Source organism: Nonomuraea rhizosphaerae, assembly GCF_019396405.1.
Taxonomy (GTDB): domain Bacteria; phylum Actinomycetota; class Actinomycetes; order Streptosporangiales; family Streptosporangiaceae; genus Nonomuraea; species Nonomuraea rhizosphaerae.
In genome coordinates, this window is sequence record NZ_JAHKRL010000243.1 from 1 (window position 1) to 26,979 (window position 26,979).

General features: G+C 72.1%; 25 protein-coding genes. 11 read left to right on the forward strand and 14 right to left on the reverse strand.

Annotation, left to right across the window (positions count from 1 at the left end; translation table 11 throughout):
• A partial coding sequence (locus KME77_RS12130) for a Spo0B domain-containing protein (protein WP_219465880.1) occupies positions 1 to 1,173 on the reverse strand: 1,173 nt, incomplete at its 3' end.
• 144 nt (positions 1,174 to 1,317) lie between these two features.
• Here KME77_RS12130 and KME77_RS12135 point away from each other — a divergent pair.
• The 3 genes from KME77_RS12135 to KME77_RS12145 are packed head-to-tail and all read left to right on the forward strand — an operon-like array spanning position 1,318 to position 4,307.
• Complete coding sequence (locus tag KME77_RS12135; protein WP_219465882.1) at positions 1,318 to 2,289, forward strand: tripartite tricarboxylate transporter substrate binding protein; 972 nt, start codon at positions 1,318 to 1,320, stop codon at positions 2,287 to 2,289.
• A complete protein-coding gene (locus KME77_RS12140; protein ID WP_219465885.1) occupies positions 2,286 to 2,777 on the forward strand; it encodes a tripartite tricarboxylate transporter TctB family protein in 492 nt (163 codons plus the stop codon). The genes KME77_RS12135 and KME77_RS12140 overlap by 4 nt, the downstream gene beginning before the upstream one ends.
• The gene (locus KME77_RS12145) at positions 2,778 to 4,307 is read left to right on the forward strand and encodes a tripartite tricarboxylate transporter permease (RefSeq protein ID WP_219465888.1); all 1,530 of its coding nucleotides are present in this window, start codon (positions 2,778 to 2,780) and stop codon (positions 4,305 to 4,307) included.
• On the opposite strand, the gene KME77_RS12150 is transcribed toward KME77_RS12145, so the two are convergent.
• Together KME77_RS12150 and KME77_RS12155 are read right to left on the reverse strand one after the other, a co-directional pair.
• Positions 4,296 to 5,633 (reverse strand): MFS transporter, encoded by a 1,338-nt coding sequence (locus KME77_RS12150; RefSeq protein WP_246609622.1) that lies wholly within the window; start codon positions 5,631 to 5,633, stop codon positions 4,296 to 4,298. The genes KME77_RS12145 and KME77_RS12150 overlap by 12 nt on opposite strands.
• A 48-nt stretch (positions 5,634 to 5,681) precedes the next feature.
• On the reverse strand, positions 5,682 to 6,596 hold the full coding sequence (locus KME77_RS12155; RefSeq protein ID WP_308250674.1) for a TIGR03564 family F420-dependent LLM class oxidoreductase: 915 nt from the start codon (positions 6,594 to 6,596) through the stop codon (positions 5,682 to 5,684).
• Positions 6,597 to 6,676: 80 nt separating this feature from the next.
• Between KME77_RS12155 and KME77_RS12160 the strand changes: the two genes are divergently transcribed.
• Positions 6,677 to 7,192 (forward strand): TetR/AcrR family transcriptional regulator, encoded by a 516-nt coding sequence (locus tag KME77_RS12160; protein WP_219465890.1) that lies wholly within the window; start codon positions 6,677 to 6,679, stop codon positions 7,190 to 7,192.
• A gap of 99 nt (positions 7,193 to 7,291) precedes the next feature.
• On the opposite strand, the gene gatB is transcribed toward KME77_RS12160, so the two are convergent.
• The 9 genes from gatB to KME77_RS12205 all read right to left on the reverse strand — a co-directional run bounded on the left by gatB (position 7,292) and on the right by KME77_RS12205 (position 18,384).
• Complete coding sequence (gene gatB / locus KME77_RS12165) at positions 7,292 to 8,779, reverse strand: Asp-tRNA(Asn)/Glu-tRNA(Gln) amidotransferase subunit GatB (protein ID WP_219465902.1); 1,488 nt, start codon at positions 8,777 to 8,779, stop codon at positions 7,292 to 7,294.
• Between the two features lie 14 nt (positions 8,780 to 8,793).
• Entirely contained in the window at positions 8,794 to 9,378 is a 585-nt protein-coding gene (locus KME77_RS12170) for a DUF4276 family protein (RefSeq protein ID WP_219465905.1), read from the reverse strand.
• Positions 9,375 to 10,499, reverse strand: a complete 1,125-nt coding sequence (locus tag KME77_RS12175; protein WP_219465914.1) for an AAA family ATPase — start codon at positions 10,497 to 10,499, stop codon at positions 9,375 to 9,377. The genes KME77_RS12170 and KME77_RS12175 overlap by 4 nt, the downstream gene beginning before the upstream one ends.
• Before the next feature lie 29 nt (positions 10,500 to 10,528).
• The gene (gene gatA / locus KME77_RS12180; RefSeq protein WP_219465925.1) at positions 10,529 to 12,019 is read right to left on the reverse strand and encodes an Asp-tRNA(Asn)/Glu-tRNA(Gln) amidotransferase subunit GatA; all 1,491 of its coding nucleotides are present in this window, start codon (positions 12,017 to 12,019) and stop codon (positions 10,529 to 10,531) included.
• Positions 12,016 to 12,315 carry an Asp-tRNA(Asn)/Glu-tRNA(Gln) amidotransferase subunit GatC gene (gatC, locus tag KME77_RS12185; RefSeq protein WP_219465927.1) on the reverse strand — a complete coding sequence of 100 codons (300 nt, stop codon included), beginning with the start codon at positions 12,313 to 12,315 and terminating at the stop codon, positions 12,016 to 12,018. Before gatC ends, gatA begins: the two co-directional genes overlap by 4 nt.
• Before the next feature lie 164 nt (positions 12,316 to 12,479).
• A complete protein-coding gene (locus KME77_RS12190; RefSeq protein WP_219465930.1) occupies positions 12,480 to 14,552 on the reverse strand; it encodes a putative bifunctional diguanylate cyclase/phosphodiesterase in 2,073 nt (690 codons plus the stop codon).
• Between the two features lie 156 nt (positions 14,553 to 14,708).
• Positions 14,709 to 16,892, reverse strand: a complete 2,184-nt coding sequence (gene ligA / locus KME77_RS12195; protein ID WP_219465932.1) for an NAD-dependent DNA ligase LigA — start codon at positions 16,890 to 16,892, stop codon at positions 14,709 to 14,711.
• A gap of 65 nt (positions 16,893 to 16,957) precedes the next feature.
• The gene (locus tag KME77_RS12200) at positions 16,958 to 17,377 is read right to left on the reverse strand and encodes a hypothetical protein (RefSeq protein WP_219465934.1); all 420 of its coding nucleotides are present in this window, start codon (positions 17,375 to 17,377) and stop codon (positions 16,958 to 16,960) included.
• Positions 17,378 to 17,391: 14 nt separating this feature from the next.
• Complete coding sequence (locus KME77_RS12205; protein ID WP_219465935.1) at positions 17,392 to 18,384, reverse strand: methionine synthase; 993 nt, start codon at positions 18,382 to 18,384, stop codon at positions 17,392 to 17,394.
• 24 nt (positions 18,385 to 18,408) lie between these two features.
• On the opposite strand from KME77_RS12205, the gene KME77_RS12210 reads away from it, so the two are divergent.
• Entirely contained in the window at positions 18,409 to 19,041 is a 633-nt protein-coding gene (locus KME77_RS12210) for an MBL fold metallo-hydrolase (RefSeq protein ID WP_219465936.1), read from the forward strand.
• Here KME77_RS12210 and mnmA read toward each other — a convergent pair.
• Positions 19,033 to 20,094 carry a tRNA 2-thiouridine(34) synthase MnmA gene (mnmA, locus tag KME77_RS12215; RefSeq protein ID WP_219465937.1) on the reverse strand — a complete coding sequence of 354 codons (1,062 nt, stop codon included), beginning with the start codon at positions 20,092 to 20,094 and terminating at the stop codon, positions 19,033 to 19,035. The two genes, KME77_RS12210 and mnmA, sit on opposite strands and share 9 nt — an antisense overlap.
• 67 nt (positions 20,095 to 20,161) lie before the next feature.
• Here mnmA and KME77_RS12220 point away from each other — a divergent pair, with 67 nt between their 5' ends.
• Positions 20,162 to 21,214: a DUF695 domain-containing protein gene (locus KME77_RS12220; protein WP_219465941.1), complete on the forward strand. Its 1,053-nt coding sequence runs from the start codon at positions 20,162 to 20,164 to the stop codon at positions 21,212 to 21,214.
• A gap of 6 nt (positions 21,215 to 21,220) precedes the next feature.
• Here KME77_RS12220 and KME77_RS12225 read toward each other — a convergent pair whose 3' ends face one another.
• Positions 21,221 to 22,384, reverse strand: coding sequence for a cysteine desulfurase family protein (locus tag KME77_RS12225; protein ID WP_308250675.1), 1,164 nt, complete (start codon positions 22,382 to 22,384; stop codon positions 21,221 to 21,223).
• Between the two features lie 55 nt (positions 22,385 to 22,439).
• Here KME77_RS12225 and KME77_RS12230 point away from each other — a divergent pair, with 55 nt between their 5' ends.
• From KME77_RS12230 to KME77_RS12250, 5 genes are all read left to right on the forward strand, one after another.
• Positions 22,440 to 22,949: a TetR/AcrR family transcriptional regulator gene (locus KME77_RS12230; protein ID WP_219465948.1), complete on the forward strand. Its 510-nt coding sequence runs from the start codon at positions 22,440 to 22,442 to the stop codon at positions 22,947 to 22,949.
• Between the two features lie 91 nt (positions 22,950 to 23,040).
• The gene (locus KME77_RS12235) at positions 23,041 to 24,237 is read left to right on the forward strand and encodes an MFS transporter (protein ID WP_219465949.1); all 1,197 of its coding nucleotides are present in this window, start codon (positions 23,041 to 23,043) and stop codon (positions 24,235 to 24,237) included.
• Between the two features lie 81 nt (positions 24,238 to 24,318).
• Positions 24,319 to 24,993 carry a rhomboid family intramembrane serine protease gene (locus tag KME77_RS12240; RefSeq protein ID WP_219465951.1) on the forward strand — a complete coding sequence of 225 codons (675 nt, stop codon included), beginning with the start codon at positions 24,319 to 24,321 and terminating at the stop codon, positions 24,991 to 24,993.
• Positions 24,994 to 25,220: 227 nt separating this feature from the next.
• Positions 25,221 to 26,114: an ABC transporter ATP-binding protein gene (locus KME77_RS12245; RefSeq protein WP_219465954.1), complete on the forward strand. Its 894-nt coding sequence runs from the start codon at positions 25,221 to 25,223 to the stop codon at positions 26,112 to 26,114.
• Positions 26,111 to 26,908, forward strand: a complete 798-nt coding sequence (locus KME77_RS12250; RefSeq protein ID WP_219465957.1) for a hypothetical protein — start codon at positions 26,111 to 26,113, stop codon at positions 26,906 to 26,908. The genes KME77_RS12245 and KME77_RS12250 overlap by 4 nt, the downstream gene beginning before the upstream one ends.
• Positions 26,909 to 26,979: the final 71 nt, after the last annotated feature.

Here is a 26,979-nt window from a genome sequence, read left to right on the forward strand (position 1 = left end):
GAGCGTGGCGCCACGCTCGGCGGCCTCGGCCGACTTGGCCAGCAGCAGCGCGGCCAGCGTCGGCTCCTGGACGCGTTCGCGCAGGCCGGTGGCGTACGTGCCGCGCGTGGTGCGGGTGATGTAGCCGATGGCGGCCTCGTGCTCGCCCAGCTCCAGCAGGCCGACGACGGTGTGCATCCGGTTGGCGAACTCGTGCGCCTGGGCCCGCAGCGCCTCGGTCGCGCTGCTGGTGTCGTCCAGCTCGCGGGCCAGCCGTACCAGCTCGGTGCGGTCGCGCAGGGTGATCACCCAGCCGGTGTGCCGGCCGCGTACGGACACCGGGGTGCGGTTGAGCACCAGCACCCGCTCGCCGTGCAGCACGACGCGGTCCTCGCCCGGGTCGGCGCCGCCGAGCACGTCGCGCATGCGCTCGGAGACGGGCATCTGGGTTAGGTCGGCGCCCACCTCCCCGAGCAGGTCGCGGGCGGCGTCGTTGACCAGCGTCACGCGCCCGGCCAGGTCGAGCGCGAGCACGCCCTCTTTGACGCCGTGCAGCACGCCCTCACGCTGCTCCAGCAGCGCGGCGATCTCACGCGGCTCCAGCCCGAACGTCTGCCTGCGCATCCGCCGGGTGATCAGCGCCGCCGCGGCCAGGCCCGCCACCAGCACGGCTCCCGCGGTCCACAGCAGCGGCGGCAGAGCGGCGGCGAGCTGGCCGACGACCGTGGTCTGCAGGACGCCGACCGAGACCAGGCCGATGACCTCGCCGTACTCGTCGAAGATCGGCGCCTTGCCCCTGATCGTGGTGCCGATCGTGCCGGTCTCGGTGCCGACCCAGCTCCTGCCGGTGTTGAGCACGGTGGTGCCGTCGGTGGACAGCTTCTTGCCGATCAGCGTGGCGTTGGGGTGGGCGTACCGGGTCTGCTCCCGGTTGGCGATCACCACGTAGTCGGCGCCGGTCGCCTGCTGCACGCTGAGCGCGAGCGGCTGCAGCACCGCCTCCGGGTCCCTCAGGTCGAAGGCCTCCCTGACCTGCGGAAGGCCCGCCACGGACGCGGCGATGGCCAGCGCCCGCTGCTCGTGCATGGTGTCCAGTTGCGTACGCGTGTGCTTGGCCCAGACGCCCGCCGTGCCCCCGACCGCGAGCAGGACGATGACCATCTGGAGCACGAAGAGCTGGGTTCCCAGTCTCATCCGGCCATGGAAACACGCGCAGGTCACGGCCGAGTCGCGACCAATACGACCGATACGACGGCTATCACGCAAAGGCTCGACGCGACGGGCCGGGGGAATTCACCATCCAGTTCCCGCACCGTGAGATCCCCCCTGGAGTTGATCATGCGTCTCCGCACAGTCGCCGCCCTCGCGGCGCTCTCCCTCGCCGCGCTGACGGGCTGCGGCTCCGGCAGCGGGTCCGGCACGGGCACGAGCGCGCTGCGCATCATGGCCCCCGCCGCGCCCGGCGGCGGCTGGGACCAGACCTCCCGTACGGCCGAGCAGGCGTTCAAGCAGGCCGACCCGAAGCGCAAGGTCGAGGTGTTCAACGTGCCCGGCGCCGGCGGCACGATCGGCCTGGCCCAGCTGGCCGGGGAGAAGGGCAACGGCAACCTGCTGATGACCATGGGCCTGGTCATGGTCGGCGCCATCGAGCAGAACAAGTCCAAGGTCACGCTGGCCGAGACCACGCCGATCGCCAAGCTGACCGAGGAGTACGAGATCGTCGTGGTCCCGGCCGCCTCCCCGTACAAGTCGCTGGCCGACCTGGTCGCCGCCTGGAAGACGGACCCGGCGAAGATCTCCATCTCGGGCGGCTCGGCGGGCGGCACCGACCACATCGTCGCCGGGCTGATGGCCAAGGCCGCGGGCGTGGACCCCAAGTCGGTCAACTACATCGCCCACTCCGGCGGCGGCGAGGCGCTGAACGAGCTGCTCGGCAACAAGGTCAGCGCCGGCATCTCGGGCATCGGCGAGTTCGCCGAGCACGTCAAGTCCGGCAAGCTGCGCGCGCTGGGCGTGACCTCGGCGCAGCGGGTCAAGGAGGTGGACGCGCCCACGCTCAAGGAGGCCGGGCTGGACGTGGAGCTGGCCAACTGGCGCGGGTTCGTGGCGCCGGCCGGGCTGGAGGAGGCCGACAAGAAGGCGCTGACCGACCTGGTCGCCAAGATGCACGACTCGCAGGCGTGGAAGGACGCGGTGGCCAAGAACGGCTGGATCGACTCCTTCCAGACCGGGCAGCAGTTCGCCGACTACCTGAACTCCGAGCAGACCAGGGTCAAGGGCATCATCGCCGAGCTGGGTGTCGTCTCTTGAGGAAGACACAGTGGTGGCGGCCCGAGCTGGGGCTCGCGGCCGTCGTGCTCGCGCTGGGCGGGTTCGTCGTGGTGGGCACGCTGGACGTGTCCGCCGCGGCGTCCCGGCTCGGGATCGGGCCGCGCTTCTTCCCGATGCTGGTGGGCGGCTCGATGATCGTCATCGGCCTGTTCTACGTCGTGGACGTGCTCAGGGGCGGGCGCGGCGACCCCGAGGAGAGCGAGGACATCGACGCGGAGGCGCCCACCGACTGGCGCAGCGTCGGGCTGGTCAGCGGGATCTTCCTGGCCTTCACCGCCGTCCTGGAGGTGCTCGGCTGGGTGATCGCGGCGAGCCTGCTGTTCTTCGGGCTGTCGCTGGCGCTCGGGGCCGAGCACAAGGTGCGCGCGGCGGTCGTCGGGGTGGTGCTGGGGGTCGTCACGTACCTGCTGTTCGTCAAGGGGCTCGACGTGACGCTGCCCGGCGGGCTGCTGCAAGGGGTGATCTGAGTGGATTCGCTCCAGCTCCTGCTCGACGGGTTCGCGGGCGCGCTGACGCCGGTCAACCTCATGTACGCGCTGATCGGCGTCACGCTCGGCACCCTCGTCGGCGTGCTGCCCGGCATCGGGCCCGCCATGACCGTGGCGCTGCTGCTGCCGGTCACCTTCTCGGTGCCGCCGACCAGCGCGTTCATCATGTTCGCCGGGATCTACTACGGCGGCATGTACGGCGGCTCGACGACCTCCATCCTGCTCAACACGCCCGGCGAGTCGTCCTCGATGATCACCGCGCTGGAGGGCAACAAGATGGCCAGGCGCGGCCGGGCCGCCCAGGCGCTGGCCACGGCCGCCATCGGCTCGTTCGTGGCGGGCACGATCGCGACCGCGCTGCTGGTCGTGGCGGCGCCCGCGGTGGTGAGCTTCGCGATCTCGTTCGGGCCCGAGGACTACTTCGCGCTGGCGATCCTGGCCTTCACCGCGGTGTCGTCGGTGCTGTCGCGCTCGGTGGTGCGCGGGCTGGCCTCGCTCGGGTTCGGCCTGGTGATCGGGCTGATCGGCATCGACCAGCAGACCGGTCAGGCGCGGCTCACACTGGGCATCGCCCAGTTGCTGGACGGCGTGGACGTGGTGGTCGTGGCGGTGGGGCTGTTCGCGCTGGGCGAGGCCCTGTACGTGGCCTCCCGGCTGCGCCACTCGCTGCCCGAAGTGGTGCCGGTGGGCCGGGCCTGGATGGGGCGGGCCGACTGGCGGCGCTCCTGGCTGCCGTGGCTGCGCGGCACCGCGCTCGGCTTCCCGTTCGGGGCGCTGCCGGGCGGGGGCGCGGAGATCCCCACGTTCCTGTCGTACGCGGCCGAGAAGCGGCTGGCGCGCGGCGTGGCCAAGGAGGAGTACGGCAAGGGCGCCATCGAGGGCGTCGCGGGCCCCGAGGCGGCCAACAACGCCTCGGCCGCCGGCACCCTCGTACCGCTGCTCACGCTGGGGCTGCCCACGTCGGCGACGGCCGCGATCCTGCTGGCCGCCTTCCAGCAGTACGGGCTGCAGCCGGGGCCGCAGCTCTTCGACCACAACCCCGCCCTGGTGTGGGGCATGATCGCGTCGCTGTTCATCGGCAACACGATGCTGCTGGTGCTGAACCTGCCGCTGGCGCCGCTGTGGGCGCGGGTGCTGCGCATCCCCCGGCCTTACCTGTACGCGGGGATCGTGCTGTTCGCGGCGCTCGGCGTCTACGCGCTGAACGGCTCGGTGGTGGACCTGGTCGTACTGTTCCTGCTCGGGCTGCTCGGGTACGCGATGCGGCGCTTCGGGCTGCCGGTGGCGCCGGCGGTGATCGGCATGATCCTCGGGCCGATGGCGGAGATCCAGCTCCGGCGGGCGCTGGCCATCGGGGCCGGGGACGTGAGCGTGCTGGTGCGCAGCCCGATCGCGGTGGTCCTGCTGCTGCTGGCCCTGGCCGCGCTGCTCACCCCGCTGGTCAGACGGGCGGCGGCGCGCCCCGGCCGGAAGACCGTGGACGCGCCGGATGATCGTTCAGAGGGTTGACGAGGCGCCCACCAGGTTCGGCGACGGCCGCGTTCCCTGGGGCCCGGCCGTCGCGCGTGGCGCGATCGCCAGGCCAGCGGCCGCCATGACCAGCGTCGCCGCGAACACCGCCCAGTAGCCCAGCGCCGCGAACAGCGCCGCCGTGACCGCCACCGACACCACCGAGAAGACCGCCTCGCCGAGCTGCAGCCCCGAGCTGTTCACGCCCTGCTCGCCCGGGGCGGACAGCTCCAGCGTGAGCACCGACAGCGTCGGGTACACCAGCCCCATCCCGAAGCCGGTCACGATCCAGGACGGGTAGGCCACCGCGATCGGCACGGCCGTGAACGCCACCGTCCCCATGAGCAGGATGCCCAGCGCGATCATGGCCGAGCCGAGCCGCAGGTTCGTCATCCGGCTGAAGACCTCACGCCCCTGCAGCCACGAGGCGAACGACCAGGTCAGCGACCCTCCCATGAGCGCGAGCCCGGCCGTCAGCGTCGACAGCCCGCGCTCCTCGATCAGCATGAGCGGGATGATCACCTCGGCGGCGAAGAACGCCCCGGCGGTCAGGCCGCGCAGCCCGACCACGGCGGGCAGCCCCTTGGCCGCGCGCAGCGTGCCGGAGGGCAGCAGCCTGGGCAGCGCCAGCGCGAGCACCAGGAGCCCGGCCAGGAGCAGCGGCAGGCGGCCGTCGCTGCCGTACTGCATGAGACCCGCGCCGACGGCCGTGACCGCCGCCCACGTGACCTTGCGCATCAGGCCGGGCGCCGGCTCGCCCTGCCCGCCGGAGACGGGGTTGCCGGAGAGGCCGCGCAGCAGCACCAGCGCGCTGATCGCCGTCAGGATCGGCACCAGCAGGAACACCCACCGCCAGCCCAGCGTCTCCACGATGACGCCGACGAGCGGGGGCCCGACCATCGACGGCACCACCCACGCGGTCGCGAACAGCGAGAAGATCTTGGGGTGCAGCTTCTCGGGGTAGGCCCTGGCCACCACCACGTACAACGCGACGCTGGCCAGCGCCCCGCCGAACCCCTGCAGCAACCGCCCGGCGATCAGCACCTCCATGCTCGGCGCCAGGCCCGCCACCAGGAGTCCTCCGGCGAACCCGGCCACACCCGTCCAGAGGGGCGCGCCCGGGCCGCGCAGGTCGGCCCACCGGCCGCCGAGCACGGTGCCGACCACGCTCGCGGCCATCGCCCCGCTGAAGGCCAGGCCGTACAGGTCCAGCCCGTTCAGCTCGCGTGCCACGGTCGGCATCGCGATGGCCACCGCCATGTACTCGAAGGCCACCAGCGACACCAGCGCCACCAGGCCCGCCGTCAATGTTCCGCGCTTCGTCATGGACATGAGGTTATGTTCCGGGCGTTTCGCCCACCTCCAGCCGGGGGCCTAGGCGGGTCCCGACCATCGTCCTAGGACCTCGGTGGTGCGCCGCCACTCCTCCTCGGTGCCGAACGGGACCGCCATGCACTCGCCCACACCCGCCTCGGCCAGCCTGCCGAGCTGCGCGGCCACGGCCTCCTCGTCGCCCGCCACGACCACGTCCTGCGGCCCGTCCACGCCCTCACGGTCCAGCACGGCGCGGTACTCCGGCACCCGCCCCGCGAGCCCGAACCGCTCGGCGGCCCGCTCGCGCGCTCCCGCGACGTCGTCCGTCACGCACACCAGCAGTCCCGCCACCACCCGGGGCGCGGGGCGTCCGGCCGAGTCCGCGGCCTTCGTGACGGCCGGCACGATGTGCCCGGCCAGCGTGCGCGGCCCCGTCATCCACGTCACCACGCCGTCGGCCAGCTCTCCCGCCAGGGCCAGCATGGCCGGCCCCAGGGCCGCCAGCAGCACCTGGGGCGGACGCGCGCCCGGCACCTCCACCGCGCCCGCGGCGGTCAGCGTCTCGCCCTGGTGGGCCACGCTCTCCCCTCGCAGCAGCGGCCGCAGCACCTCCAGGTACTCGCGCATCCGCCGGACGGGCCGGTCGGCCGGCAGCCCGTACATCGTCCTGACCATCATCCCGATCCCCGCCCCGACGCCCAGCGTGAGGCGGTCGCCCGTCGCGGCCTGGACGCTGAGCGCCTGCCCGGCCAGCACGAGCGGGTGCCGCTGCGCCACCGGCACGACGGCCGTGCCCAGCTGGACGTCCGGCACGTGGCAGCCCACGGCGGTGAGCGCGGTGAGCGCGTCCCAGCCGAGCGCCTGGGCCGCCCATACCGTGCCGAACCCCAGCTCCACGGCCGCCCGGGCCTGCCCGATCAGCTCCTCGAACGTCGCGGGCCGCCATATGTCGCCCACGGCAATCCCGATCTTCACGTCCACCCTCCTCTATCCGGAGAACCTCTCCGCTTCGCTACTATATACGGAGAACCTCTCCACCAAGGAGCCCGCTCGTGATGAGGGCCGACGCAGCGCGTAACCGGGAACAGATCGTCCAGGCGGCCAGGGCCGTCTTCACCCAGGACGGCCCCGCCGCCTCGCTCAACCAGGTCGCGCAGCGCGCCGGGGTCGGCCCCGGCACGCTCTACCGCCACTTCCCCACGCTGCAGGACCTGCTGGTGGCCGTGATCAAGGACGACGTGTCGGCGCTGTGCGCGCGGGGCCGGGAACTGCTCACCGGCCCGTCCCCCGAGCAGGCGCTGCGCACCTGGCTGCGGGCGGTGGCCGGGCACGCGAGCGCCATGCGCGGCCTGGTGGCGACCCAGCTCGCGGCCGTGACGGAGGGCAGCGCGCTGGCGGCCTGCCACGACGAGATCACCGCCACCGGCGCCGCCCTGCTCGCCCGCACCGGCTCCGGCCTGGACATCGCGGACCTGCTCAAGCTCGCCAACGCCATCGGCTGGGCCGGCGAGCAGGCCCCCGGCGACCAGGGCCTCACCGACCGGCTGCTGGCCCTGGTGACGCTCTCCTGACCAGCCACGAGGGCCCGCGACCTCCCGACAAGCCACGAGGGCCCCGCGACATGCGCGGAGCCCTCGTGGTTCGCTGACTTGTCCCCGTGATTCGCCTGCTTACTCGCTGACGCCCAGCTTCTCCAGGATCAGCGCACGCGCGCGGGCCGCGTCCGCCTTGCCCCTGCTGGCCTTCATCACGCCGCCCACCAGCGCGCCGGCGGCGGCGATCTTCCCGGAGCGCACCTTCTCGGCCGCGTCGGCGTTGCCCGCGATGACCTCGTCCACGATCGCCGACAGCTCACCCTCGTCGTTGACGATCTTCAGCCCGCGCGTCTCGACCACCTCGTCCGGCGAGCCCTCGCCCGCCAGAACGCCCTCCAGCACCTCACGCGCCAGCTTGTCGTTGAGCGCGCCGGAGGCCACCAGCTCGGTCACCCGGGCGATCTGCTCGGGCGTGATGGGCAGGTCGGCGAGGGCGCTGCCGGTCTCGTTCGCCCGGCGGGCCAGCTCCCCCATCCACCACTTGCGCGCGTCGGCGGCGGGCGCGCCGGCCGCGATCGTGGCCTCGACCAGGTCGATCGCCTCCGCGTTGTACATGGCCTGCATGTCGAGGTCCGACAGCCGCCACTCGGCCTGCAGCCTGCGCCGCTTGACCGACGGCAGCTCGGGCAGCGCCTCCTTCAGCGTCGCCACCCAGGCCGGGTCCGGGGCGATCGGCACCAGGTCGGGCTCGGGGAAGTAGCGGTAGTCCTGCGCCTCCTCCTTGGACCTGCCCGGCGTCGTCTGCCCGGTGTCCTCGTGGAAGTGCCTGGTCTCCTGCACGATCCTGCCGCCGTCGGCCAGGATCGCCGCCTGCCGCTCGATCTCGCTGTGGACCGCCCGCTCGACGCTGCGCAGCGAGTTGACGTTCTTGGTCTCGGTACGGGTGCCCCACTCGGACGAGCCGCGCGGCATGAGCGAGACGTTCACGTCGCACCGCATGGAGCCCTCCTCCATGCGCACGTCGGAGACGCCCAGGGAGCGCATGATCTCGCGCAGCTCCGTCGCGTACGCCTTGGCCACCTCCGGCGCCAGCCGGTCGGTGCCCTCGATCGGCTTGGTGACGATCTCCACCAGCGGGATGCCGGCACGGTTGTAGTCGACGATCGAGTAGTCGGCGCCCTGGATCCGCCCGGTCGCCCCGCCCACGTGCGTGGACTTGCCGGTGTCCTCCTCCAGGTGCACCCGCTCGATCTCCACCCGCACCGTACGGCCGTCGATCTCGACGTCCAGGTAACCGTCGAAGCAGAGCGGCTCGTCGTACTGGGAGATCTGGTAGTTCTTCGGCATGTCCGGATAGAAGTAGTTCTTCCGCGCCATCCTGCACCACTCGGCGATCGAGCAGTTCAGCGCCAGCCCGATCCGGATCGTCGACTCGATCGCCGCCGCGTTGGCCACCGGCAGCGCCCCGGGGAACGCCAGGCACGTCGGGCAGACCTGGGTGTTGGGCGGCGCCCCGAACGTGGTCTTGCAGCCGCAGAACATCTTCGACGCGGTGCCGAGCTCGACGTGCGTCTCCAGCCCGAGCACCGGCTCGAACCGGGCGAGCGCTTCGTCGTACGGCATGAGCGTAGGCGTGCTCACAGGAAACCAAGCCCTTTCAGTACATTCGCCGTCTCGGCGACCCACGCGGCATACGCCGGGACCTGTCCCAAGACGTCGAGATCGATGTTTCTGCCTATGTATTCGAAGTGGTCGCGAATCGAACAGCTCTGCCGCGCTGTCACGCGATCCAGCACCTGCTTGGGGTCGGCGATTCGCTCGACCTCCGCCGGACTGTGGGGAAGCGGACGGAGGTCGCTGCCCTTGAGCCCCGACCATACCTGCCGATCGGCGAGCAGCCACGCCTCGGTCTCCTTCACCGGGATCAGGCCGACCACCGGCACGGTCAGCAGGCCCAGCACGGATTCCGCCTTGCGGCGCTCTCGATGATCGTTGTGCACGAAGAGGACGTGGCAGTCGTTCGCGAGGTCCGCCAGTGCCTTGGCCACCCGGTCCTGCTCCCGGATGGAGCGACAGGGGCCGATCTCCGTCGGCTCGACGTCGACCGCGCAACGGCCGGACGTCCAGGTGAGCTCCCGCAGTTGCCTGGAGATCACGATCCCCAGGAAGATCTCATCGGTGTCTCCCTCGGCGACCAGGCCCGGAACCAATGGACGGCTCATCCTGGCATCTCCACCGCGCTGAGATATCTCCGCACCTGACGAGGGGAGACGAAGGTACCCGGCTCCCCCTGGTCCCGTACCGGCTTAGCGATGGTGACACGTGACATCCGCTCGCGCTGTGGGTCCACCCGGACCGCGCTGTCCAGGAAGGTCAGCGCGTCCGGCTGGAGCCGGTACAGCTCGGAGACCACGACGGGCGAGTGCGTGGTGAGGATCACCTGGCGCAGGGGCCGAGCCACGGAACGGGGGTCGTGGAGGTCGGTCACCAACCGCTGGACGCGGCGCAGCAGCTCCGCGAGGCGGCTGGGGTGCAGACCGTTCTCGATCTCCTCGATGAGCAGCACCCCCGGGTGGTCCGGGTCGTGCAGGGCCGCCAGCAGCCCCAGGATCCTCAGGGTGCCGTCGGACAGGAGCGCGCTGGACACCGGCCCTTGACCGTCGATCACCAGGTCGAACGACCATTCCTGGCGACGTTCGTCGAGGTAGGGCGTCACGCCGGTGACGTCGGGGATCAGCGCCGCCAGATCCAGGGTGAGCTCGTGCAGGACACCCGACTCCTGGAACCTGCCCAGCACCGCCGCCAGGTTGGAGCCGTCCGGAAGAAGCGGGCGACGGTCGGCGGAGGACGACACGGCCCGCATGGCCCGCGGATCCGGCTCGTACCAGCGCCAATCCACGGCGGATCCGGCCTCCGCGTGAGGCGGCGGCTCGTCCGCGCAGCGCGCCCTCACCGCTCCCGGCAGGTGATCGAGCTCCTCGGACTCCCAGGCGTAGGGGTCGGTCTGCTCCACGGAGGCGGCAGCCTTGGACAAGCGCCCCACCGTGTCGAGGTGGATCGGCCACAGGGCCCGGGGATCCTCCGCGAGCAGCATCAGACGGACCTGGAACTCGGTGGTCGCAGGGCCCTTGGCCAGTTGGTGGAACTGCTGGTGGACCCGGCCGCGCTTGGCCGTGAACCACGCGTCCTCACGGGAGCGAGCCGTCGCCGCGGCGAAGTCGAGCGCGTCCAGCAGGTTGGACTTCCCGCTCGCGTTCGGTCCGACGAGGGCGAGGAACGGCGGCACGTCGAGCTCGAAGTCCAGGAAGGACTTGAACCCGTCGATCTCGATGCGAGTGATCACGCCGCCGCCCCGTTCGCCTTCGCCGTCGCCTACAGCGCCGGGGCCTTGGACAGCAGTGGTCCGCCCCAGCGGCTCTCCAGCGCCTGCTCCACCGCCGCGCCGACCCGGTAGCAGCGGTCGTCGCCCAGCACCGGGGCCATGATCTGGAGCCCCACCGGCAGCCCGTCCTCGTCGGCGAGGCCGCACGGGACGGAGATGGCCGCGTTGCCCGCCAGGTTGGACGGGATGGTGCACAGGTCGGCGAGGTACATGGCGATGGGGTCGTCGGCGCGCTCGCCGATCGGGAACGCCGTCGTCGGCGTGGTCGGCGACACCAGCACGTCCACCTGGTGGTAGGCGGCCTCGAACTCGCGGGAGATGACCGTGCGCACCTTCTGGGCCTGGCCGTAGTAGGCGTCGTAGTAGCCGCTCGACAGCGCGTACGTGCCCAGCATGATGCGCCGCTTGACCTCGGCGCCGAAGCCGGCGGCCCGGGTCAGGGCCATGACCTCCTCGGCGCTGCGGGTGCCGTCGTCGCCGACGCGCAGGCCGTAGCGCATGGCGTCGAAGCGGGCCAGGTTGGACGAGCACTCCGACGGCGCGATGAGGTAGTAGGCGGGCAGCGCGGTCCGGAACGACGGGCAGGAGACCTCGACGACCTTGGCGCCGAGGGATTCGAGCAGCTCGACGGCCTCGTGGAAGCGGGCCAGCACGCCGGGCTGGTAGCCGTCGCCGCCGAACTCCTTGACGACGCCGACCCGCATGCCGGAGATGTCGGACTGACGGGCCGCCTCGACCACGGAGGGGACGGGGGCGTCGATGGAGGTGGAGTCCATCGGGTCGTGCCCGGAGAACGCCTCGTGCAGCAGCGCGGCGTCGTACACGGTGCGGGCGAAGGGGCCCGGCGTGTCGAGCGAGCTGGCGAAGGCGATCAGTCCGTAACGCGACGAACCGCCGTAGGTGGGCTTCATGCCGACGATGCCGGTCACGGAGGCGGGCTGGCGGATCGAGCCGCCCGTGTCGGTGCCGGTGGACAGCGGCGCCTCGTAGGCGGCCACGGCCGCGCTGGAGCCGCCGGAGGAGCCGCCGGGGATCCTGGTCAGGTCCCACGGGTTGTGCGTGGTGTCGTAGGCGGAGTTCTCGGTCGAGGAGCCCATGGCGAACTCGTCGAGGTTCGTCTTGCCGAGGATCACCAGCCCGGCCTCGCGCAGGCGGCGCGTGACGGTGGCGTCGTACGGCGGCCGCCAGCCTTCGAGGATCTTGGACGCGGCCGTGGTCGGCATGTCGGAGGTGGTGAAGATGTCCTTGTGCGCGATCGGCACCCCGGCCAGCGGCCCGAGCCGCTCCCCCGCGTCCAGGCGGGCGTCGACGGCCCTGGCCTGCGACAGCGTGGTCTCGCGATCGACGTGCAGGAACGCCTTGACCTTGGGCTCGACCTCGGCCATGCGGTCGAGGTGGGCCTCGGCCACCTCGGCGGCGGACACCTCGCGGCGGGCGATCAGCTCGCCCAGCTCGGCGGCGGTCTTGCGGATCAGACTCATGCCTCCTCCCCGAGGATGCGCGGGACCCGGAAGCGGTCGTCCTCGACGGCGGGCGCGCCGGACAGTGCCTGCTCGGGCGTCAGTGACGGTCGCACCTCGTCGGCACGGAAGACATTGGTCAGCGGAAGCGCGTGCGACGATGGCGGGACGTCCTCGGCGGCGACCTCCGCCACCTTCGCGACCGACTCGATGATGGCATCGAGCTGGGTGGCGTAGTGGTCGAGCTCGTCCTCGGTGAGCGCCAGCCTGGACAACCGGGCCAGGTGTGCGACCTCGTCGCGGGTTATGGCGGACATGAGTCGGTCAACCCGTTTCGTGGATGGAGTGGTGGAGTAGGGACACTGTCATCCTAGGGGCCTTGACGGGGCGGCACAGAACCATTAACGCCCGCCGGCGCTCACACAGGGCGCCGTGTGATGTGAGGAAATGCCCGCGGCGGACTCCCCTCGGGGAGGCCGGGTCAGGCGGTCTGGGTGACCTCGGAGCGGTAGCCGTACTCGATCTCGGGAGTGGCCTCGGCGTGCTCGCGCAGCCAGACCGTGGCCTCGGCGGCCGGCATCGGCTCGTTGAACAGCCAGCCCTGCCCCATGTCGCAGCCCATCTTGGTGAGCCGGATGGCCACGTCGTCGGACTCGACGCCCTCGGCGACCGAGCGCAGGCCGAGCGAGCGGACCAGCTCGACGATGGAGCGCACGATCCGGGCGTCGTCGTCGGACTCGGCGATGCGGCTGACGAACGAGGCGTCGATCTTGACCTCCGACACCGCCAGCCGCTGCAGCCTGATCAGCGAGGAGTAGCCGGTGCCGAAGTCGTCCAGCGCCAGCGGCACGCCGAGCGCGGCCAGCGCCTTGATCGTCTCGTGCGTGTAGGCCTGGTCGCCCATCAGGATCCGCTCGGTGACCTCCAGCTGGATGGCCGAGGGCGGCAGCCGGAACTTGGCCAGCCCCATCTCCAGCTGCTCGGGCAGGGCGGAGTCGAGGAGGTCGCGGGCGGAGACGTTCACCGAGACCTGCACCCGCAGCCCGGTGTGCCACCAGCGGGCGGCCTGCTCCAGCGCGGCGTCGATGACGTACTCGGTGAGCTGGCGCATCAGGTAGGACTGCTCGGCCAGCGGGATGAACTCCGACGGCGGGAGCTGCCCGTGCACCGGGTGCCGCCAGCGCAGCAGCGCCTCGACGCCGTGCACCGCGCCCGTGGCCAGGCCGACCTTGGGCTGGTAGTGGAGCTTCAGCTCGCCGTTGTCGACGGCCCGGCGCAGGTCGCCGAGGAGGTTGAGGCGTTCGGGCGAGTTGCGGTCTTTGTCGGGCTGGTAGAGCTCCACCCCGGTGCGCCCCTCCTTGGCCAGGTACATGGCCACGTCGGCGCGCTGGAGCAGCAGCTCGAAGTCGGGGGCGTGGTCGGGGTAGAGGGCGATGCCCACCGACCCGTCGAGGTCGAACGTCATGCCCTCCAGCCGTACCGGCTCGGTCAGCGCCGCCCGCAGCCTGGCGGCCACCTCGCGGGCGGCGTGGGCGTCCCTGATGGAGGGCAGCAGGACGGCGAACTCGTCGCCGCCGAGCCGGGCCACGACGTCGCCGGGGCGCACGGAGTGGGTGAGCCGGTGGGCGACCATCTGGAGCAGCCGGTCGCCGACCGGGTGCCCCATCGTGTCGTTGACCTCCTTGAACCGGTCGAGGTCGATGAGGAACAGCCCCACCCGCTCGTCGTGGCGGGCCTCGGCCAGCGCCTCCTCGGTGCTGACGATCAGCATCTTGCGGTTGGGCAGCGCTGTCAGCTCGTCGTGCATGGCCTGGTGGTCGCGGCGCATCGACAGCGTGGCGGTGAAGTAGACGGCCGCCAGCGGCGCCACGAACAGCGGGATGAGCGTGGGCGAGTGGTTCATCACGACCACGACCAGGGGCGCGAGGCCGAGCAGCGCGGTGTAGACCAGGCTCTGCGGGCCGACGCTGGCCTTGAGCACGCGGGTGATCGAGCGGCGCTCGTGCAGCGCGACCGCGCCGCTCACCAGCGCGGCCCTGGTGGCGAAGTAGGCGACCCCGGCCAGCGCGATCGCCAGCAGGTCGCCGCCCGTGGGCGTCCACGGCACCGCGGGGCTCGGAACGATCCCGAACAGGCCGAGCACCACGGCCGCCGCCGTCAGCGCCAGCGTCGACTGGGCGATGTTGAACATCACCCGGTGCCACGCCTTGCGGGTGACGATCCCGTTCATCGCCACGGCCACCGCCTGCATCAGCACCGCCACGGGCAGCCCGAAGTGCAGCAGCACGGCGAAGGTGAACATGGTGGAGGGGTACGTGCCGCCGACGGCGGTCGCCGAGGACACCATCACGGGCCTCAGCTCGCCCAGCACGACGAGCACGGCCAGCACCCAGAACAGGGGTGTGCGGGCGAGCGCGGCCAGGCCGCCCTGGTCGAGTCTCAGCATCGCCACGACCAGCGCGGTGAAGCCGATCACGATGCTCCCCGCGAGGAACGCCCAGAGCGGCGTCCCGACGCGTGGGCCCGTGTCGCGGGTGTCGGTTGGGTCAGTCATCAGTAACAGAACCCCCATTAGGTCACTATGGGAGGGTACGACCTTTACCCCACTTCGCGAAACCAAGCGCGTACGTTCCGTCACTTATCCTTTGCGACGTATACCCAGAAACCACTGCTTGTAGTCTAACAGTCACACTTCGCCGAGCGGTTGGAGCTACGGCTCCGGAGTGACCGCCACCCCGGCCGCCGCCTCCGGCCCCTCGGACAACAGAACCTCGAAGCCCGCGCCGTCGAGGATCGGCACCCCCAGACTGACCGCCTTGTCGTACTTCGACCCCGCGTTGTCGCCGGCCACGAGGAACGAGGTCTTCTTCGACACCGAACTGGCCACCTTCCCCCCGCGCAGGGCGAGCGCCTCGGCCGCCGAGTCGCGGGTGAACCCCGGCAGGGTGCCGGTCACCACGAACGTCAGCCCCTCCAGCGTCTGCGGCCCCTTCTCCGGCGCCGGCGCGTCCTCCATCCGCACCCCGGCGGCCCGCCAGCGGGTGATGATCTCGCGGTGCCAGTCGACCTGGAACCAGTCGTGGATCGTCGCCGCCACCCGCGGCCCGATGCCCTTGACCGCGGCCAGCTCCTCCTCCGAGGCCGCCATGACCGCGTCGATGGAGCGCAGCTCGTGGGCCAGGTCGCGGGCCGTGGGCGGGCCGACGTGGCGGATGCTCAGCGCGACCAGCACGCTGGCCAGCGGCGCCTGCTTGGCCCGCTCCAGCTCCTCCATCAGCTTGTGCGCGTTCTGGCTGGCCTCGCCGTTGAGGTTGGAGAAGAACGAGACGACCTTCTGCTCGCCCGTCTTCGTGTCGATCTTGGGCAGGCCGGTGTCCTTGTCGCGGACGATCGACCTGATCGGGATCAGCCGCTCCAGTGTCAGGTCGAACAGGTCGGCCTCGGTCCGCACGACCGGCTCCTGCGGCGGCAGCGGCTGGGACAGCGCGGTGGCCGCGACGTAGCCGAGCCCCTCGATGTCGAAGGCGCCGCGCCGGGCGGCGAAGAAGAGGCGCTCGCGGATCTGCGCGGGACAGCCGCGGGCGTTGGGGCAGCGCAGGTCGGCGTCGCCCTCCCGCTCGTAGGCCAGCTCGGTGCCGCACTCGGGGCAGTGGGTGGGCATGACGAACGGCCGCTCGGACCCGTCGCGCAGGTCGGTGACCGGGCTGAGGATCTCGGGGATGACGTCGCCCGCCTTGCGCAGCACGACGGTGTCACCGATGAGCACGCCCTTGGCGGCCACGACGGTGGCGTTGTGCAGCGTGGCCCGCTCGACCGTGGAGCCCGCGACGACCACCGGCTCCATCACCCCGAACGGCGTGACGCGGCCCGTGCGCCCGATGCCCACCTGGATGTCGAGCAGCTTGGTGTTGACCTCCTCCGGCGGGTACTTGAAGGCGATCGCCCAGCGCGGCGCCCGCGAGGTGGAGCCCAGCTCGCGCTGGGTCCGGAAGTCGTCGATCTTGACGACCACCCCGTCGATCTCGTACGGCGGATCGTGGCGGTGCGTCCGGTAGTGCTCGATGAACTCGTTGATCGCGTCGAAGGTCGGCACCACCCGGTAGAGGTCGCTCACCGGCAGCCCCAACTCGCGCAGCCGGTCGTAGACCCCCGACTGGGCCTTGGCCTCGGCCGCGCCCTCCCAGACGCCGACGCCGTGGACGATCATGCGCAGCGGACGCTGGGCGGTGACGCGCGGGTCCTTCTGGCGCAGCGAGCCCGCCGCCGCGTTGCGCGGGTTGGCGAACGGGGGCTGGCCCTGCTCGACCAGGTGCTCGTTGAGCTTCTCGAAGCCCTCGACCGGCAGGTAGACCTCGCCGCGCACTTCCAGGAGGCTCGGCACGTCGGTGCCCTTGAGCCGGGTGGGCACGCCCTCGATCGTGCGCACGTTGGGCGTCACGTCGTCGCCGGTGCGGCCGTCGCCCCTGGTCGCGGCCCGTTCGAGCTTGCCGTCGCGGTAGACGATCGCGATCGCCAGGCCGTCGATCTTGAGCTCGCACAGGTAGGGGCCCGGCTCGCCCTCGGCCAGCCGCTCGGCCCGCGCCTGCCAGCCGGTCATCCCGTCGGCGTCGAAGGCGTTGTCGAGACTCTCCATCGGCGCCAGGTGGTCGACCTTGGCGAAGTCGCCGGCCACCGGCGCGCCGACCTTCTGCGTCGGCGAGTCGGGCGTCTGCAGGCTCGGATGCTCCTGCTCCAGCGCGAGCAGCTCGTTGAACCACCCGTCGAACTCGGCGTCGCTGACCGTCGGCCGGTCCAGCACGTAGTAGCGGTAGCGGGCCTCCTCGACCAGCTCGCTCACTTCTGCGTGGCGCTCGCGCGCGGCCACGGGCACGCCATCGACGCTCGGCTCGCTCACCCGGGTCTCCTTCCAGTCCGGCAACCTGAGGAAACGCTATCGCCGAGCGCCGACAACAGCACGCCTCAGCCGCCCTGCGCCCAGACTCCGTCCCAGCCGGAGCACTTCCCGGTGATCTTGCTGGACGTGCCGCGGCACACCATGCCCTCGATCGAGAGCATGTAGCCGGTGCTCAGCGCGAACGACCGCGGTTTGGTCCCCGAGCAGTTGTGGTAGGTCTTCGCGCCCCTGCGCCCGTCCTCCTTGACCCAGCGGAACCTCAGCCACGAGCACCCGCTCCGCCCCGGCAGGTCGTACAGCTTGCCGCTGACCACGAACCCGGGACGGTCGAGCACGACCTTGCCCTTCGCCTTGCCCGCCCGGTCGGTGGAGTAGATGGAGCCCCACTTCCAGATCTCGGGGTTGGCGGCCGCCGCGGCGGGCGCGGCGAGCGACGCGGAGGCGATGAGGATCGTGACGCCGACCGCCACGGTACGAAGAATCATGAAAAGGAGGCTACTCACCGGGATTGCTGGCCGCTTGCCGGATCGTCCCGCAGCACCTGCGCGGCCTTGCGGCAGGCGGCAAGGGCGGCCCGCGCGTACGCCGGGGTGGCGCCCGCCAGCCCGCAGGCCGGGGTGAGCACCACCTGCCCGGCCAGCTTGTCGGGGTCGAACCCGAGCCGCCGCCACAGCTCGACCGCGGGCTTGGCCACCACACCCGCGTCGGCGAGCCGCGTGTCGGTGGCCGGCACGACGCCGAGGAACAGCAGCACCCCCGCCTCCACGGCCTCGCCGATGCCCTCCTCGTCGCGCCGCCGCAGCAGGGAGGCGTCGAGCGAGACGCCGCGCACGCCGGCCCCGCGCAGCAGGTCGTACGGCACGGACGGCGCGCAGCAGTGCACCACCGGCGAGTCGAACAGCCGCAGCGACTCCTCCACCCGCCAGCCCTCCACGGCCGCCAGCCGCCCGAAGCCCGAGGCGGTCGGCACGGTGCCGGCGAGCACGCCGGGCAGCCCCGGCTCGTCGAGCTGGAGCACGATCTCGGTGACGCCGGGCAGCCGCCGCCGCACCTCCGCGACGTGGTCCTGGACGCCCTGCGCCAGCGACTCGGTCAGGTCGCGGACGGCCCCGGCGTCGGAGAGCATCTTGTCGCCGTGGCGCAGCTCGATCGTGCCGGCGAGCGTCCACGGCCCGCACACCTGCAGCTTGAGCGGCCCCTCGTAGGCGTGCCCGACCTCCTCCAGTCCGTCGAGGTCGCGTCTGAGGTGGTCGACCGCGCGCTGGTGGTCGCGCCCCGGGCGGTCGGCCAGCCGCCACCCCGACGGCTGCACCTCGACGGGCAGGTCCACGAGCAGGCCGGCCGTGCGCCCGATCATGTCGGCGCCCACCCCTCGTGCGGGCAGCTCCGGCAGGTACGGCAGGCGCGGCAGCTCGCCGAGCACCACGCGGAGGGCCTCTAGATGATCTGTACCCGGATGTGACCCGACCCCGGTGGCTTCCAACATCGACATGGGGACAAGCGTAGGCTCTGTGCAATGAAGCTGACGAAGTACGGCCACGCCTGCGTACGACTGGAGAAGGACGGCAAGGTCCTGGTCATCGACCCCGGAGCCTTCACCGAGGGCCCCGTGCTCGACGGGGCGTCCGCGGTGCTGGTCACCCACGTGCACGCCGACCACGTGGACGTCGAGCGGCTCAAGGCCGCCTCCCCCGAGCTGGAGATCTGGACGTGCGAGCGGGTCGCCGAGGAGCTGGCCGAGATCCCGGGGAAGGTGCAGGTCGTCCGGCACGGCGACGACTTCACGACGGCCGGTTTCGCGGTGCGGGTGTTCGGCGAGTGGCACGCCAAGAACCACCCCGACGTGCCGATCGTCCAGAACGTCGGCTTCATGGTGGAGGACGAGGTGTTCTACCCGGGCGACGCGCTGACCGTGCCCGGTGTCGAGGTGCCCACGCTCCTGGCGCCCACCAACGCGCCGTGGCTGAAGCTCATGGAGATGGTCGACTACCTACGCACGGTACGCCCGGCCAGGGCGTTCTCGACGCATGACGGGCTGCTCAACGACATCGGCCTCGGGCTGGTCGACAACTACCTGAGGATGGAGTCGGAGAAGCAGAACGCCGACATGCGCCGCCTCGGGATCGGCGAGTCGGTCGAACTAGGCTGACGCCGTGATCGTGGCCGAGCCGATCACGGTCTCGCCCGCGTACAGGACCGCCGCCTGGCCCGCCGCGACCCCCATGGCGGGCCTGTCGAGGGTGACGCGCAGCCCGTCGGCGCTCTCCTCGTACGAGCAGCCGTAGACCTCGCCGTGCGCCCTGAGCTGCACGCTCAGCTCGCCGCGCGGCTCCGGCGGCCCGTTCCAGACCGGGCGGCCGCAGGTGATCGAGGTGACCTCCAGCGCCGCGCGCGGGCCGACCGTGACCGTGTTGGACACCGGCTCGATCGACAGCACGTAGCGCGGCCTGCCGTCGGCGGCGGGCCGGTCGATGCGCAGCCCCTTGCGCTGCCCCACCGTGAACCCGTGGGCGCCCTGGTGGCTGCCGACGACCTCGCCGCCCTGGTCGACGATCGGCCCCTCGGCCGCGCCGAGCCGGTCGGCCAGGAAGCCCCTGGTGTCGCCGTCGGCGATGAAGCAGATGTCGTGGCTGTCGGGCTTGTCGGCGACCGTCAGGCCGCGCCGGGCGGCCTCCTCGCGCACCTCGGCCTTGGTCGAGTCGCCCAGCGGGAAGATCGCGTGACCGAGCTGCTCGCGGGTGAGCACGCCCAGCACGTACGACTGGTCCTTGCCCTCGTCGGCGCTGCGCGACAGCACGCCGCCGGCGAGCCTGGCGTGGTGGCCGGTGGCGACGGCGTCGAAGCCCAGCGCCAGCGCCCGGTCGAGCACCGCCGAGAACTTGATCTTCTCGTTGCAGCGCAGGCACGGGTTGGGCGTGCGGCCCGCGGCGTACTCGGCCACGAAGTCGTCGACCACGTCGCGCTGGAAGCGCTCGGCCATGTCCCAGATGTAGAAGGGGATCCCGATCACGTCCGCGGCGCGGCGGGCGTCGCGGGAGTCCTCGATCGTGCAGCAGCCCCTGGCGCCCGTACGGAACGACTGGGGGTTGGCCGACAAGGCCAGATGCACGCCAGTGACGTCGTGACCGGCCTCGGCGATGCGAGCGGCGGCCACGGCGGAGTCGACGCCGCCCGACATGGCGGCAAGCACACGCAGTCCCATGACCGTTCCAGCGTACTGTCCTGGCAGGAGTGCACGACCATGGACCGGGTCTGGGAGTATTCAGCGCATGCGACTGTTCGGGCGCAAGGACGACGACGAAGAGACCACCGAGCCGAATGACGGGATCGCACCGTTCTGGGCGTGGTGGGAGGAGACCAGGCCGCAGCTCGACTCGCTGGTGGCCGCCGGTGCGGCCGAGCGGCTGTCGGAGTGGATCGCCCCGGCCGTGAGCGCGGTGCACCCGGGCCTGGTGTGGGAGGTGGCGCCGGGCAGGAACGCCGCGCACGCGCTGGTGGTGACCGCCGCGGGCGACGCCGAGCTGCGCCCGCTCGCGCACCGGCTGGTCAGGGCGGCGCCGCCGGCCGACCTGCTGTGGGAGTTCCACCCCTCGCGCCAGGTCAACCCGCAGGCGCTGGAGCTCACCCTCGACGTGGGCGGGTTCGAGTTCGCCCTCGACAAGCTCATGTTCGGGCTGCGGGTGCCGCCGGGCTCCCCGCGCGTCGACGTGGCCGCCTATCACCCGATCTTCGGCCAGCTCGACGAGGATACCCGGCTGGAGACCACGCTGCTGGCGCTCGACTGGCTGCTGGGCGAGGACGACGTGGCGCGCTGGGTGGGCGAGATCACCCCGGCGACGTTCCAGCCGATCGACTCCGTGGCCGCGATGCACCTGCCCTCCGTGGTGGCCGACCTGGCCTCCGGCTACACCGACGAGCAGTGGGCGCTGCTGGAGGGCCAGACCGCCGCCGGCGCGCCGCTGATCGCCACCGCCCGCTATCCGCTGCGGCCGGTCGACCATCCGCTGTTCGACCAGCACATCGCCATCACGCTCCCGTACGCGCACCGCGACGAGAACGGCCTGCCCGTCGGCGCGTCGCTGACCGCGCTGCGCGACTTCGAGGAACGCCTGGCGGCCCGGCTGCTCAAGCTGCGCAGCGACGCGGTGCTGGCCGCGCACCTGAGCGCGGAGAGCCACCGGGTGATCCACATCTACGCCGACCCGACCGGTGACGCGGCGATCCACGCCAAGGAGCTGATCGTGAGCTGGGAGGAGGGCGAGCCGCGCGTCGACGTGTCCGCCGACCCGGCGTGGACGGCCGTGGTGGCCTTCATCACATAAGAGCGGCTAGCTCAGCCCCGCGCGGCGGGCGCGTTCGACGGCGGCGGGCAGCACCTCGATCAGGCGGTCCACGTCGGCCCGGGTCGAGGTGTGGCCGAGCGAGAACCTGAGCGACCCCCTGGCCGCCGACGCCTGCGCGCCCATGGCCAGCAGCACATGGGACGGCTGGGCCACCCCGGCCGAGCAGGCCGAGCCGGTCGAGCACTCCACGCCCTTGGCGTCGAGCAGCATGAGCAGCGCGTCGCCCTCGCAGCCGGGGAAGGAGAAGTGGGCGTTGCCCGGCAGCCGGTCGGCGGGGTCGCCGTTGAGCACGACGTCGGGGACGGCCTCGCGGACCCGCTGGACGAGGTCGTCGCGCAGCTCCGTCAGCCGCCGCGCGTGCGCCTGCCGCTCCCTGACCGCGACCCGGACGGCGGCGGCGAGCCCGGCGATGGCGGGCGCGTCGAGCGTGCCGGAGCGCACGTCGCGCTCCTGACCGCCGCCGTGCATGACCGGGACCGGTGTCCGGCCCCTGGCCAGCAGCAGCGCGCCGACGCCCATCGGGCCGCCGACCTTGTGCCCGCTCACGGTCAGCGCGTCGGCGCCGGAGCCGGCGAACGACACGGGGAGCTGCCCGACCGCCTGCACGGCGTCGCTGTGGAACGGGATGCCGGCATCGTGGGCGATCGCGGCCAGCACGCTGACGGGCTGGACGGTGCCGACCTCGTTGTTGGCCCACATGACGCTGACCAGGGCGACGTCGTCGGGGTCGCGGGCGATGGCGGCCCGCAGCGTGTCGGGGTGCACCCGGCCCAGCTCGTCGACCTCCAGCGGCTCGACCCGCGCGCCCTGGCTGTCGGCCAGCCAATGGGCGGGGTCGAGGGCGGCGTGGTGCTCGACGGCGCTGATCAGCACGCGTTTCCTGGGCTCGCGCTCCCAGTAGAGTCCTTTGACGGCGAGGTTGTCCGCCTCGGTGCCGCCCGAGGTGAACACGACCTCGCTCGGCCTGGCCCCCAGCGCGTCGGCGATGGTCTCCCGTGACTCCTCGACCACCCTGCGGGTCCGGCGGCCCGCGGCGTGCAGCGACGAGGCGTTTCCGACCAGGCCGAGCTGCTCCGTCATGGCCTCGATCGCCTCGGGAAGCATCGGCGTGGTCGCCGCGTGATCAAGATAGGCCGACGGTCCGCTCACACATGCAAGGTTATCCCCTTTGCTTACTGTACCGTCCGGACGGTACAGTAGAGGCATGAGAAGGGACGAGCTACTGGACGCGGCAGAGGCACTGCTGTGCGACCAGGGCTCGGCCGCGCTGACCCTGTCGGCCGTGGCCGAGCGGGCCGGCGTGAGCAAGGGCGGCCTGCTCTACCATTTCTCCACCAAGGAAGCCCTGATCAAGGGCATGGTCGAGCGGCTGATCGGCGAGTTCGACGAGCTGATGGCGGCCCAGGACGACCCGACCTACACCGAGCGCTATCTCGCCGCCACGCTGGTGGCCGTGCGCTCCAACCGCCTGCGACGATGGGCGGTGGTGACCGGCGCGTCAGGAAATCTGTTCCTGCTCGCGCCGATGCGCGAGGCGATGTCCCGATGGCATCGCGAGGGGCTGGACGACGAGCCCGACCGGGTGGCGTCGCAGATCGTACGGCTGGCGTGTGAAGGGCTGTGGGACGTGGCGAGCCACGATCCCGGGCTCAACACCGAAGGCGACCTGGAGGCCCTTGAGGCCCGCTGCCGCGCCCTCCTGAGACCCGCCTGATCCCCTCGGCCTTCCCTCTCCCCCATTTCGCACGGCCCGCTGCGGCGTGCGCTTCTACATCCCCTTGATTTGTGATTTGTGAGGTATGTCCATGGTCCGCGACCTGAGAATTGCCCGTTTTGGGGCGGTTCTTACTTTTGTGCTGGCCGGGTTGCTGGTGGGCACGATGACCGTGCGCATCCCGGCGCTGACCGACAAGCTCGGGCTGTCGGAGTCGGCGGTCGGCATGATCCTGCTGGCCTGGGGCGTCGGCGCCCTGATCACCATGCAGTCCATGCGCCGGGTCATGGCCCGCGCGGGCAGCGGGACGATGCTGCGCGTCGGCGGGCCGCTCACCGCGCTCGGCCTGGCCGGGGTGGGCTTCGCGCCGAACTGGCCGACGCTGCTGGTGGCGTCGGTGATCTTCGGGATGGCGTTCGGCATGGTGGACATCGCCATGAACGCCCAGGGCTCCACCGTGGAGCGCGCTTACGGGCGTCCGCTGCTCAACGGCATGCACGCGGGCTGGTGCGTCGGCGCCATCGCCGCGGGCGGCGTGGGCAGCCTGTCGATCGCGCTGGGGCTGTCGTTCACCGCCAACGTGGCGCTGGTCGGGCTGCTCTCGGTGCCGGTGATGGTGCTGCTCGGCCGTACGTACCTGCCGGAGGCCCCCGCGGCGCGCGCCGGGAGCGCGCGGTCCGGGCGCCGGCTGCCGCCGGTGGTGTACCTGCTGGGCGCGATCATGTTCTTCGCGTTCATGGTCGAGGGCACGGTCGCCGACTGGAACGGCCTGTTCATGCGCGACACCCTGGGCGCGCCGGAGGCGCTGGCGGCGCTCGGCTACCCCGTGTTCGAGGCGGGCATGCTGGTGGCCAGGCTCACCGGTGACCGGCTGCGCGTCCGGTTCGGGGTGCGCGGCCTCATGACCGCCTCCGGGGCGGCCACGGCCGGGTTCTTCGCCGTCGTGCTGCTCGCGCCCGCGCCGCTGGTCGCGGTGCTGGCGATGTTCTTCGTCGGGCTCGGCGTGGCGACGATCTCGCCGATGACGCTGTCGCTGGCCGGAACCGCCACCGACACCCCCGGCCCGGCGATCGCCCAGGCGGGCGCGATGGGGTACGCGGGGCTGCTGCTTGGGCCCGTGGTGATCGGCTTCCTGACCGACGCCGTCTCGCTGCGCTGGGCGCTGGGGATCGCGGTCGTGCTCGGGGTGGCGATCGCGGTGGCGTCCCGGTACCTGCCGCGCGAGGAGCCCGCAGCGGTGACCCGCGCGGTGCCCGTCGAGGCCGTCAGGGAGCCCGCCGGGGTGTGACGCCGCCCGGGACTTTTGTCCTGGCCGATCGCGTACATCCCCCACTGCCGACGGGGCCGGCCCGGGTGCGAGGCTGGCCCCATGCCCAGATTCGTCACCACCGCGGCGCTTTTCACCGTGACCGCCGTCCCGAGCGTCGCGCAGTTCTTCGTGACGGGCCTGGAGCCCGCTCTCATGCGCGACCCGGCGGCCGTCCGGGCGGGCGAGTGGTGGCGGCTGGGGACCTCGCTGGTGGTGCAGGACGGCGGCGTGTTCGGGACGCTGTTCAACCTGGCGTTCCTGGCCGTGCTCGGTTACCTCGCCGAACGCTCGCTCGGCCCCGGCCGCTGCCTCCTCCTGTACGCGGCCGGAGCGGTCGCGGGGCAGGCGGCCGGAATGCTGTTCGCCCAGCCGGGAGCCGGGAACTCGATCGCCCTGTGCGGCCTGGCCGCCGGTCTCGCCGTCGCCTCCCGCCCGCTGCTGGAGCGCTCGGTGGGCGCGTTCTACGCGGTGACGCTGCTGGCGTACGTGCTGGTGCCGGCCGGCGGGACGTGGGGCGTCCTGGTGATGGTGGCGATCGCCGGGCTCGGGTTCCAGCTGGTGGCCCAGCGCGAGCGGCTGCCGTGGTGGGCCTTTCCGCCCGTGCCGGCGCTCGTGGGCGTCGCGCTCGCGGCCCTGGCCGACCTCCATGGCGTGGCGCTGCTCGGTGGCATGATCGCCGCATGGACACTGAGCGCGGCGTCGCCTTCGACCTCCCGGCCTACGTCGCCCGCGTGAAGCACGGCCCCTGCGCGTGACCTCGACGAGGACGCCCGCTCGACCTCATGCGGGTGGCGCCAGCGGTCAAGGCGGGGTGATGGCCGGCAGGATCCGCCAGGCGCTGTGAGTTCTCTGTGGGTCCAGGCCGGATCCGGCGCGGGCGTCCAGGTGGGGCCGAGCGGGCTCACAGGGAACTCACAGATCCTCCCAGGCGCTCCCCATCTCGGGGGCCCACGCTGGCACGCATGATCCAGCTCAGCGGACTGACCAAACGCCACGGTGACGTGCTGGCCGTGGACGATCTCACCTTCACCGTACGGCCGGGCGCGGTCACCGGCTTCCTCGGCCCGAACGGCGCCGGCAAGACCACGACCATGCGAATGGTGCTCGGCCTCGACCGCCCCACCTCCGGCACGGTCACCGTCAACGGCCGCGCCTACCGTGACCTGCCGCAGCCGTTGCGCCAGGTCGGGGCGCTGCTGGAGGCGCAGGCCGTGCACCCGCGCCGCAGCGCCCGCAACCATCTGCGCTACCTGGCGCAGTCCAACTCCCTCCCGGAGCGGCGCGTCGCCGAGGTCCTCGACCTGGTCGGGCTGACGGACGCGGCCGGGCGCGGCGCCGGGACGTTCTCCCTCGGCATGAGCCAGCGGCTCGGCATCGCCGCCGCGCTGCTCGGCGACCCGCCGGTGCTGCTGCTCGACGAGCCGGTGAACGGCCTGGACCCCGAGGGCGTCCGGTGGATCCGCACGCTGCTGCGCGGGCTGGCCGCCGAGGGGCGCACGGTGCTGGTCTCCAGCCACCTGATGAGCGAGATGGCGCTGACGGCCGACCGGCTCGTGGTGATCGGCAAGGGGCGGCTGATCGCGGAGTCCGACCTCGACGCGTTCACCGAGTCGGGCGTCCTGGTCCGTACGCCCGATCACGTCGCCTTCGGGCGGCGGCTGGAGCTGGCCGGCGCCCGCACAAGACCAGGGAACGAGGGTGAGCTGCTGGTCACCGGCATGAGCGCGCCCGACGTCGGGCGGCTGGCGGCGGCGGAGGGGGTGACGCTGTTCGAGCTGGCCCCGCGGCGGACCACGCTGGAGGAGGCGTTCATGGAGCTGACCCAGGACAGCGTCGAGTTCGGGGCGGCGCGATGAAGGCGGCGGATGCGATGAGGGCGACGGGCACGATGAAGGCGGCGGGCGCGCTGCGGGCCGAGTGGACGAAGTTCGCCAGCATCCGGGCGACGGTCGTGCTGTCCGGCGCGGCGGTCGCCGTGTCGGGGCTGCTGGCGTGGCTGTTCGGCAGCGCCGCGACCCGGGACTACACCGAGGCGACGGCGGCGGAACGGCTGCGGTTCGACCCCATGGACCCGGCCATGCGGGGGGTGTTCATCGTGCAGCTGCTGGTCGCCGGGCTGGGGGCGCTGATCGCCTCGTCCGAGTACGGCTCGGGAACGATCGCGGCGAGCGTCGCGGCCGTGGGCAGGCGGCGCCTGGTGGCCGCCAAGGCCGGGATGACCGTGCTGAGCGCCCTGCCGGTGAGCGTGGCGGCGATCTGGCTGATGTTCGGGGTGTCCATGGCGACGATGGCCTCGCACGGGGTGCCGACCCTGGGGGCCGGGGACCCGGCGGCGCTCATCACGCTGCTGGTCGGGCCACTGGTGCTCACGTCGCTGGCGCTCGTCGGGCTGTCGCTCGGCCTGCTGGCGCGGGGGACGGCGGCGGCCGTGAACATCAGCACCGCCCTCCTGCTGCTGCCGGTCTTCGCGACGGTCTCGCCCGGCTGGCTGCGGAACGTCATCGGCGTCTACTGGCCCAACACCGCCGCCTTCCGGGCCCTGTCCGCCGATCCGGACCTCCCGCGCCTGCTGGGGCTGGGGATCCTGGCCGGGTTCACGGCGGTGCTGCTGGGGGTGGCGTTCGCGCGGTTCGAGTCCCGTGATGTCTGACCTGGCACGCCCCTTGCGTGAACCCGAACGGCTGCTCGTCGTCGACGACGAGCCGACCGTCAAGGAGCTGC

Bases quoted from the DNA above. Each gene is read 5' to 3' on its own strand.
- KME77_RS12135 (WP_219465882.1), top strand. From the start codon at position 1,318: ATGCGTCTCCGCACAGTCGCCGCCCTCGCGGCGCTCTCCCTCGCCGCG.
- KME77_RS12150 (WP_246609622.1), bottom strand. From the start codon at position 5,633: ATGACGAAGCGCGGAACATTGACGGCGGGCCTGGTGGCGCTGGTGTCG.
- KME77_RS12160 (WP_219465890.1), top strand. From the start codon at position 6,677: ATGAGGGCCGACGCAGCGCGTAACCGGGAACAGATCGTCCAGGCGGCC.
- gatB (WP_219465902.1), bottom strand. From the start codon at position 8,779: ATGCCGTACGACGAAGCGCTCGCCCGGTTCGAGCCGGTGCTCGGGCTG.
- KME77_RS12170 (WP_219465905.1), bottom strand. From the start codon at position 9,378: ATGAGCCGTCCATTGGTTCCGGGCCTGGTCGCCGAGGGAGACACCGAT.
- gatA (WP_219465925.1), bottom strand. From the start codon at position 12,019: ATGAGTCTGATCCGCAAGACCGCCGCCGAGCTGGGCGAGCTGATCGCC.
- gatC (WP_219465927.1), bottom strand. From the start codon at position 12,315: ATGTCCGCCATAACCCGCGACGAGGTCGCACACCTGGCCCGGTTGTCC.
- KME77_RS12190 (WP_219465930.1), bottom strand. From the start codon at position 14,552: ATGACTGACCCAACCGACACCCGCGACACGGGCCCACGCGTCGGGACG.
- KME77_RS12200 (WP_219465934.1), bottom strand. From the start codon at position 17,377: ATGATTCTTCGTACCGTGGCGGTCGGCGTCACGATCCTCATCGCCTCC.
- KME77_RS12205 (WP_219465935.1), bottom strand. From the start codon at position 18,384: ATGTCGATGTTGGAAGCCACCGGGGTCGGGTCACATCCGGGTACAGAT.
- KME77_RS12210 (WP_219465936.1), top strand. From the start codon at position 18,409: ATGAAGCTGACGAAGTACGGCCACGCCTGCGTACGACTGGAGAAGGAC.
- mnmA (WP_219465937.1), bottom strand. From the start codon at position 20,094: ATGGGACTGCGTGTGCTTGCCGCCATGTCGGGCGGCGTCGACTCCGCC.
- KME77_RS12220 (WP_219465941.1), top strand. From the start codon at position 20,162: ATGCGACTGTTCGGGCGCAAGGACGACGACGAAGAGACCACCGAGCCG.
- KME77_RS12230 (WP_219465948.1), top strand. From the start codon at position 22,440: ATGAGAAGGGACGAGCTACTGGACGCGGCAGAGGCACTGCTGTGCGAC.
- KME77_RS12235 (WP_219465949.1), top strand. From the start codon at position 23,041: ATGGTCCGCGACCTGAGAATTGCCCGTTTTGGGGCGGTTCTTACTTTT.
- KME77_RS12240 (WP_219465951.1), top strand. From the start codon at position 24,319: ATGCCCAGATTCGTCACCACCGCGGCGCTTTTCACCGTGACCGCCGTC.
- KME77_RS12245 (WP_219465954.1), top strand. From the start codon at position 25,221: ATGATCCAGCTCAGCGGACTGACCAAACGCCACGGTGACGTGCTGGCC.
- KME77_RS12250 (WP_219465957.1), top strand. From the start codon at position 26,111: ATGAAGGCGGCGGATGCGATGAGGGCGACGGGCACGATGAAGGCGGCG.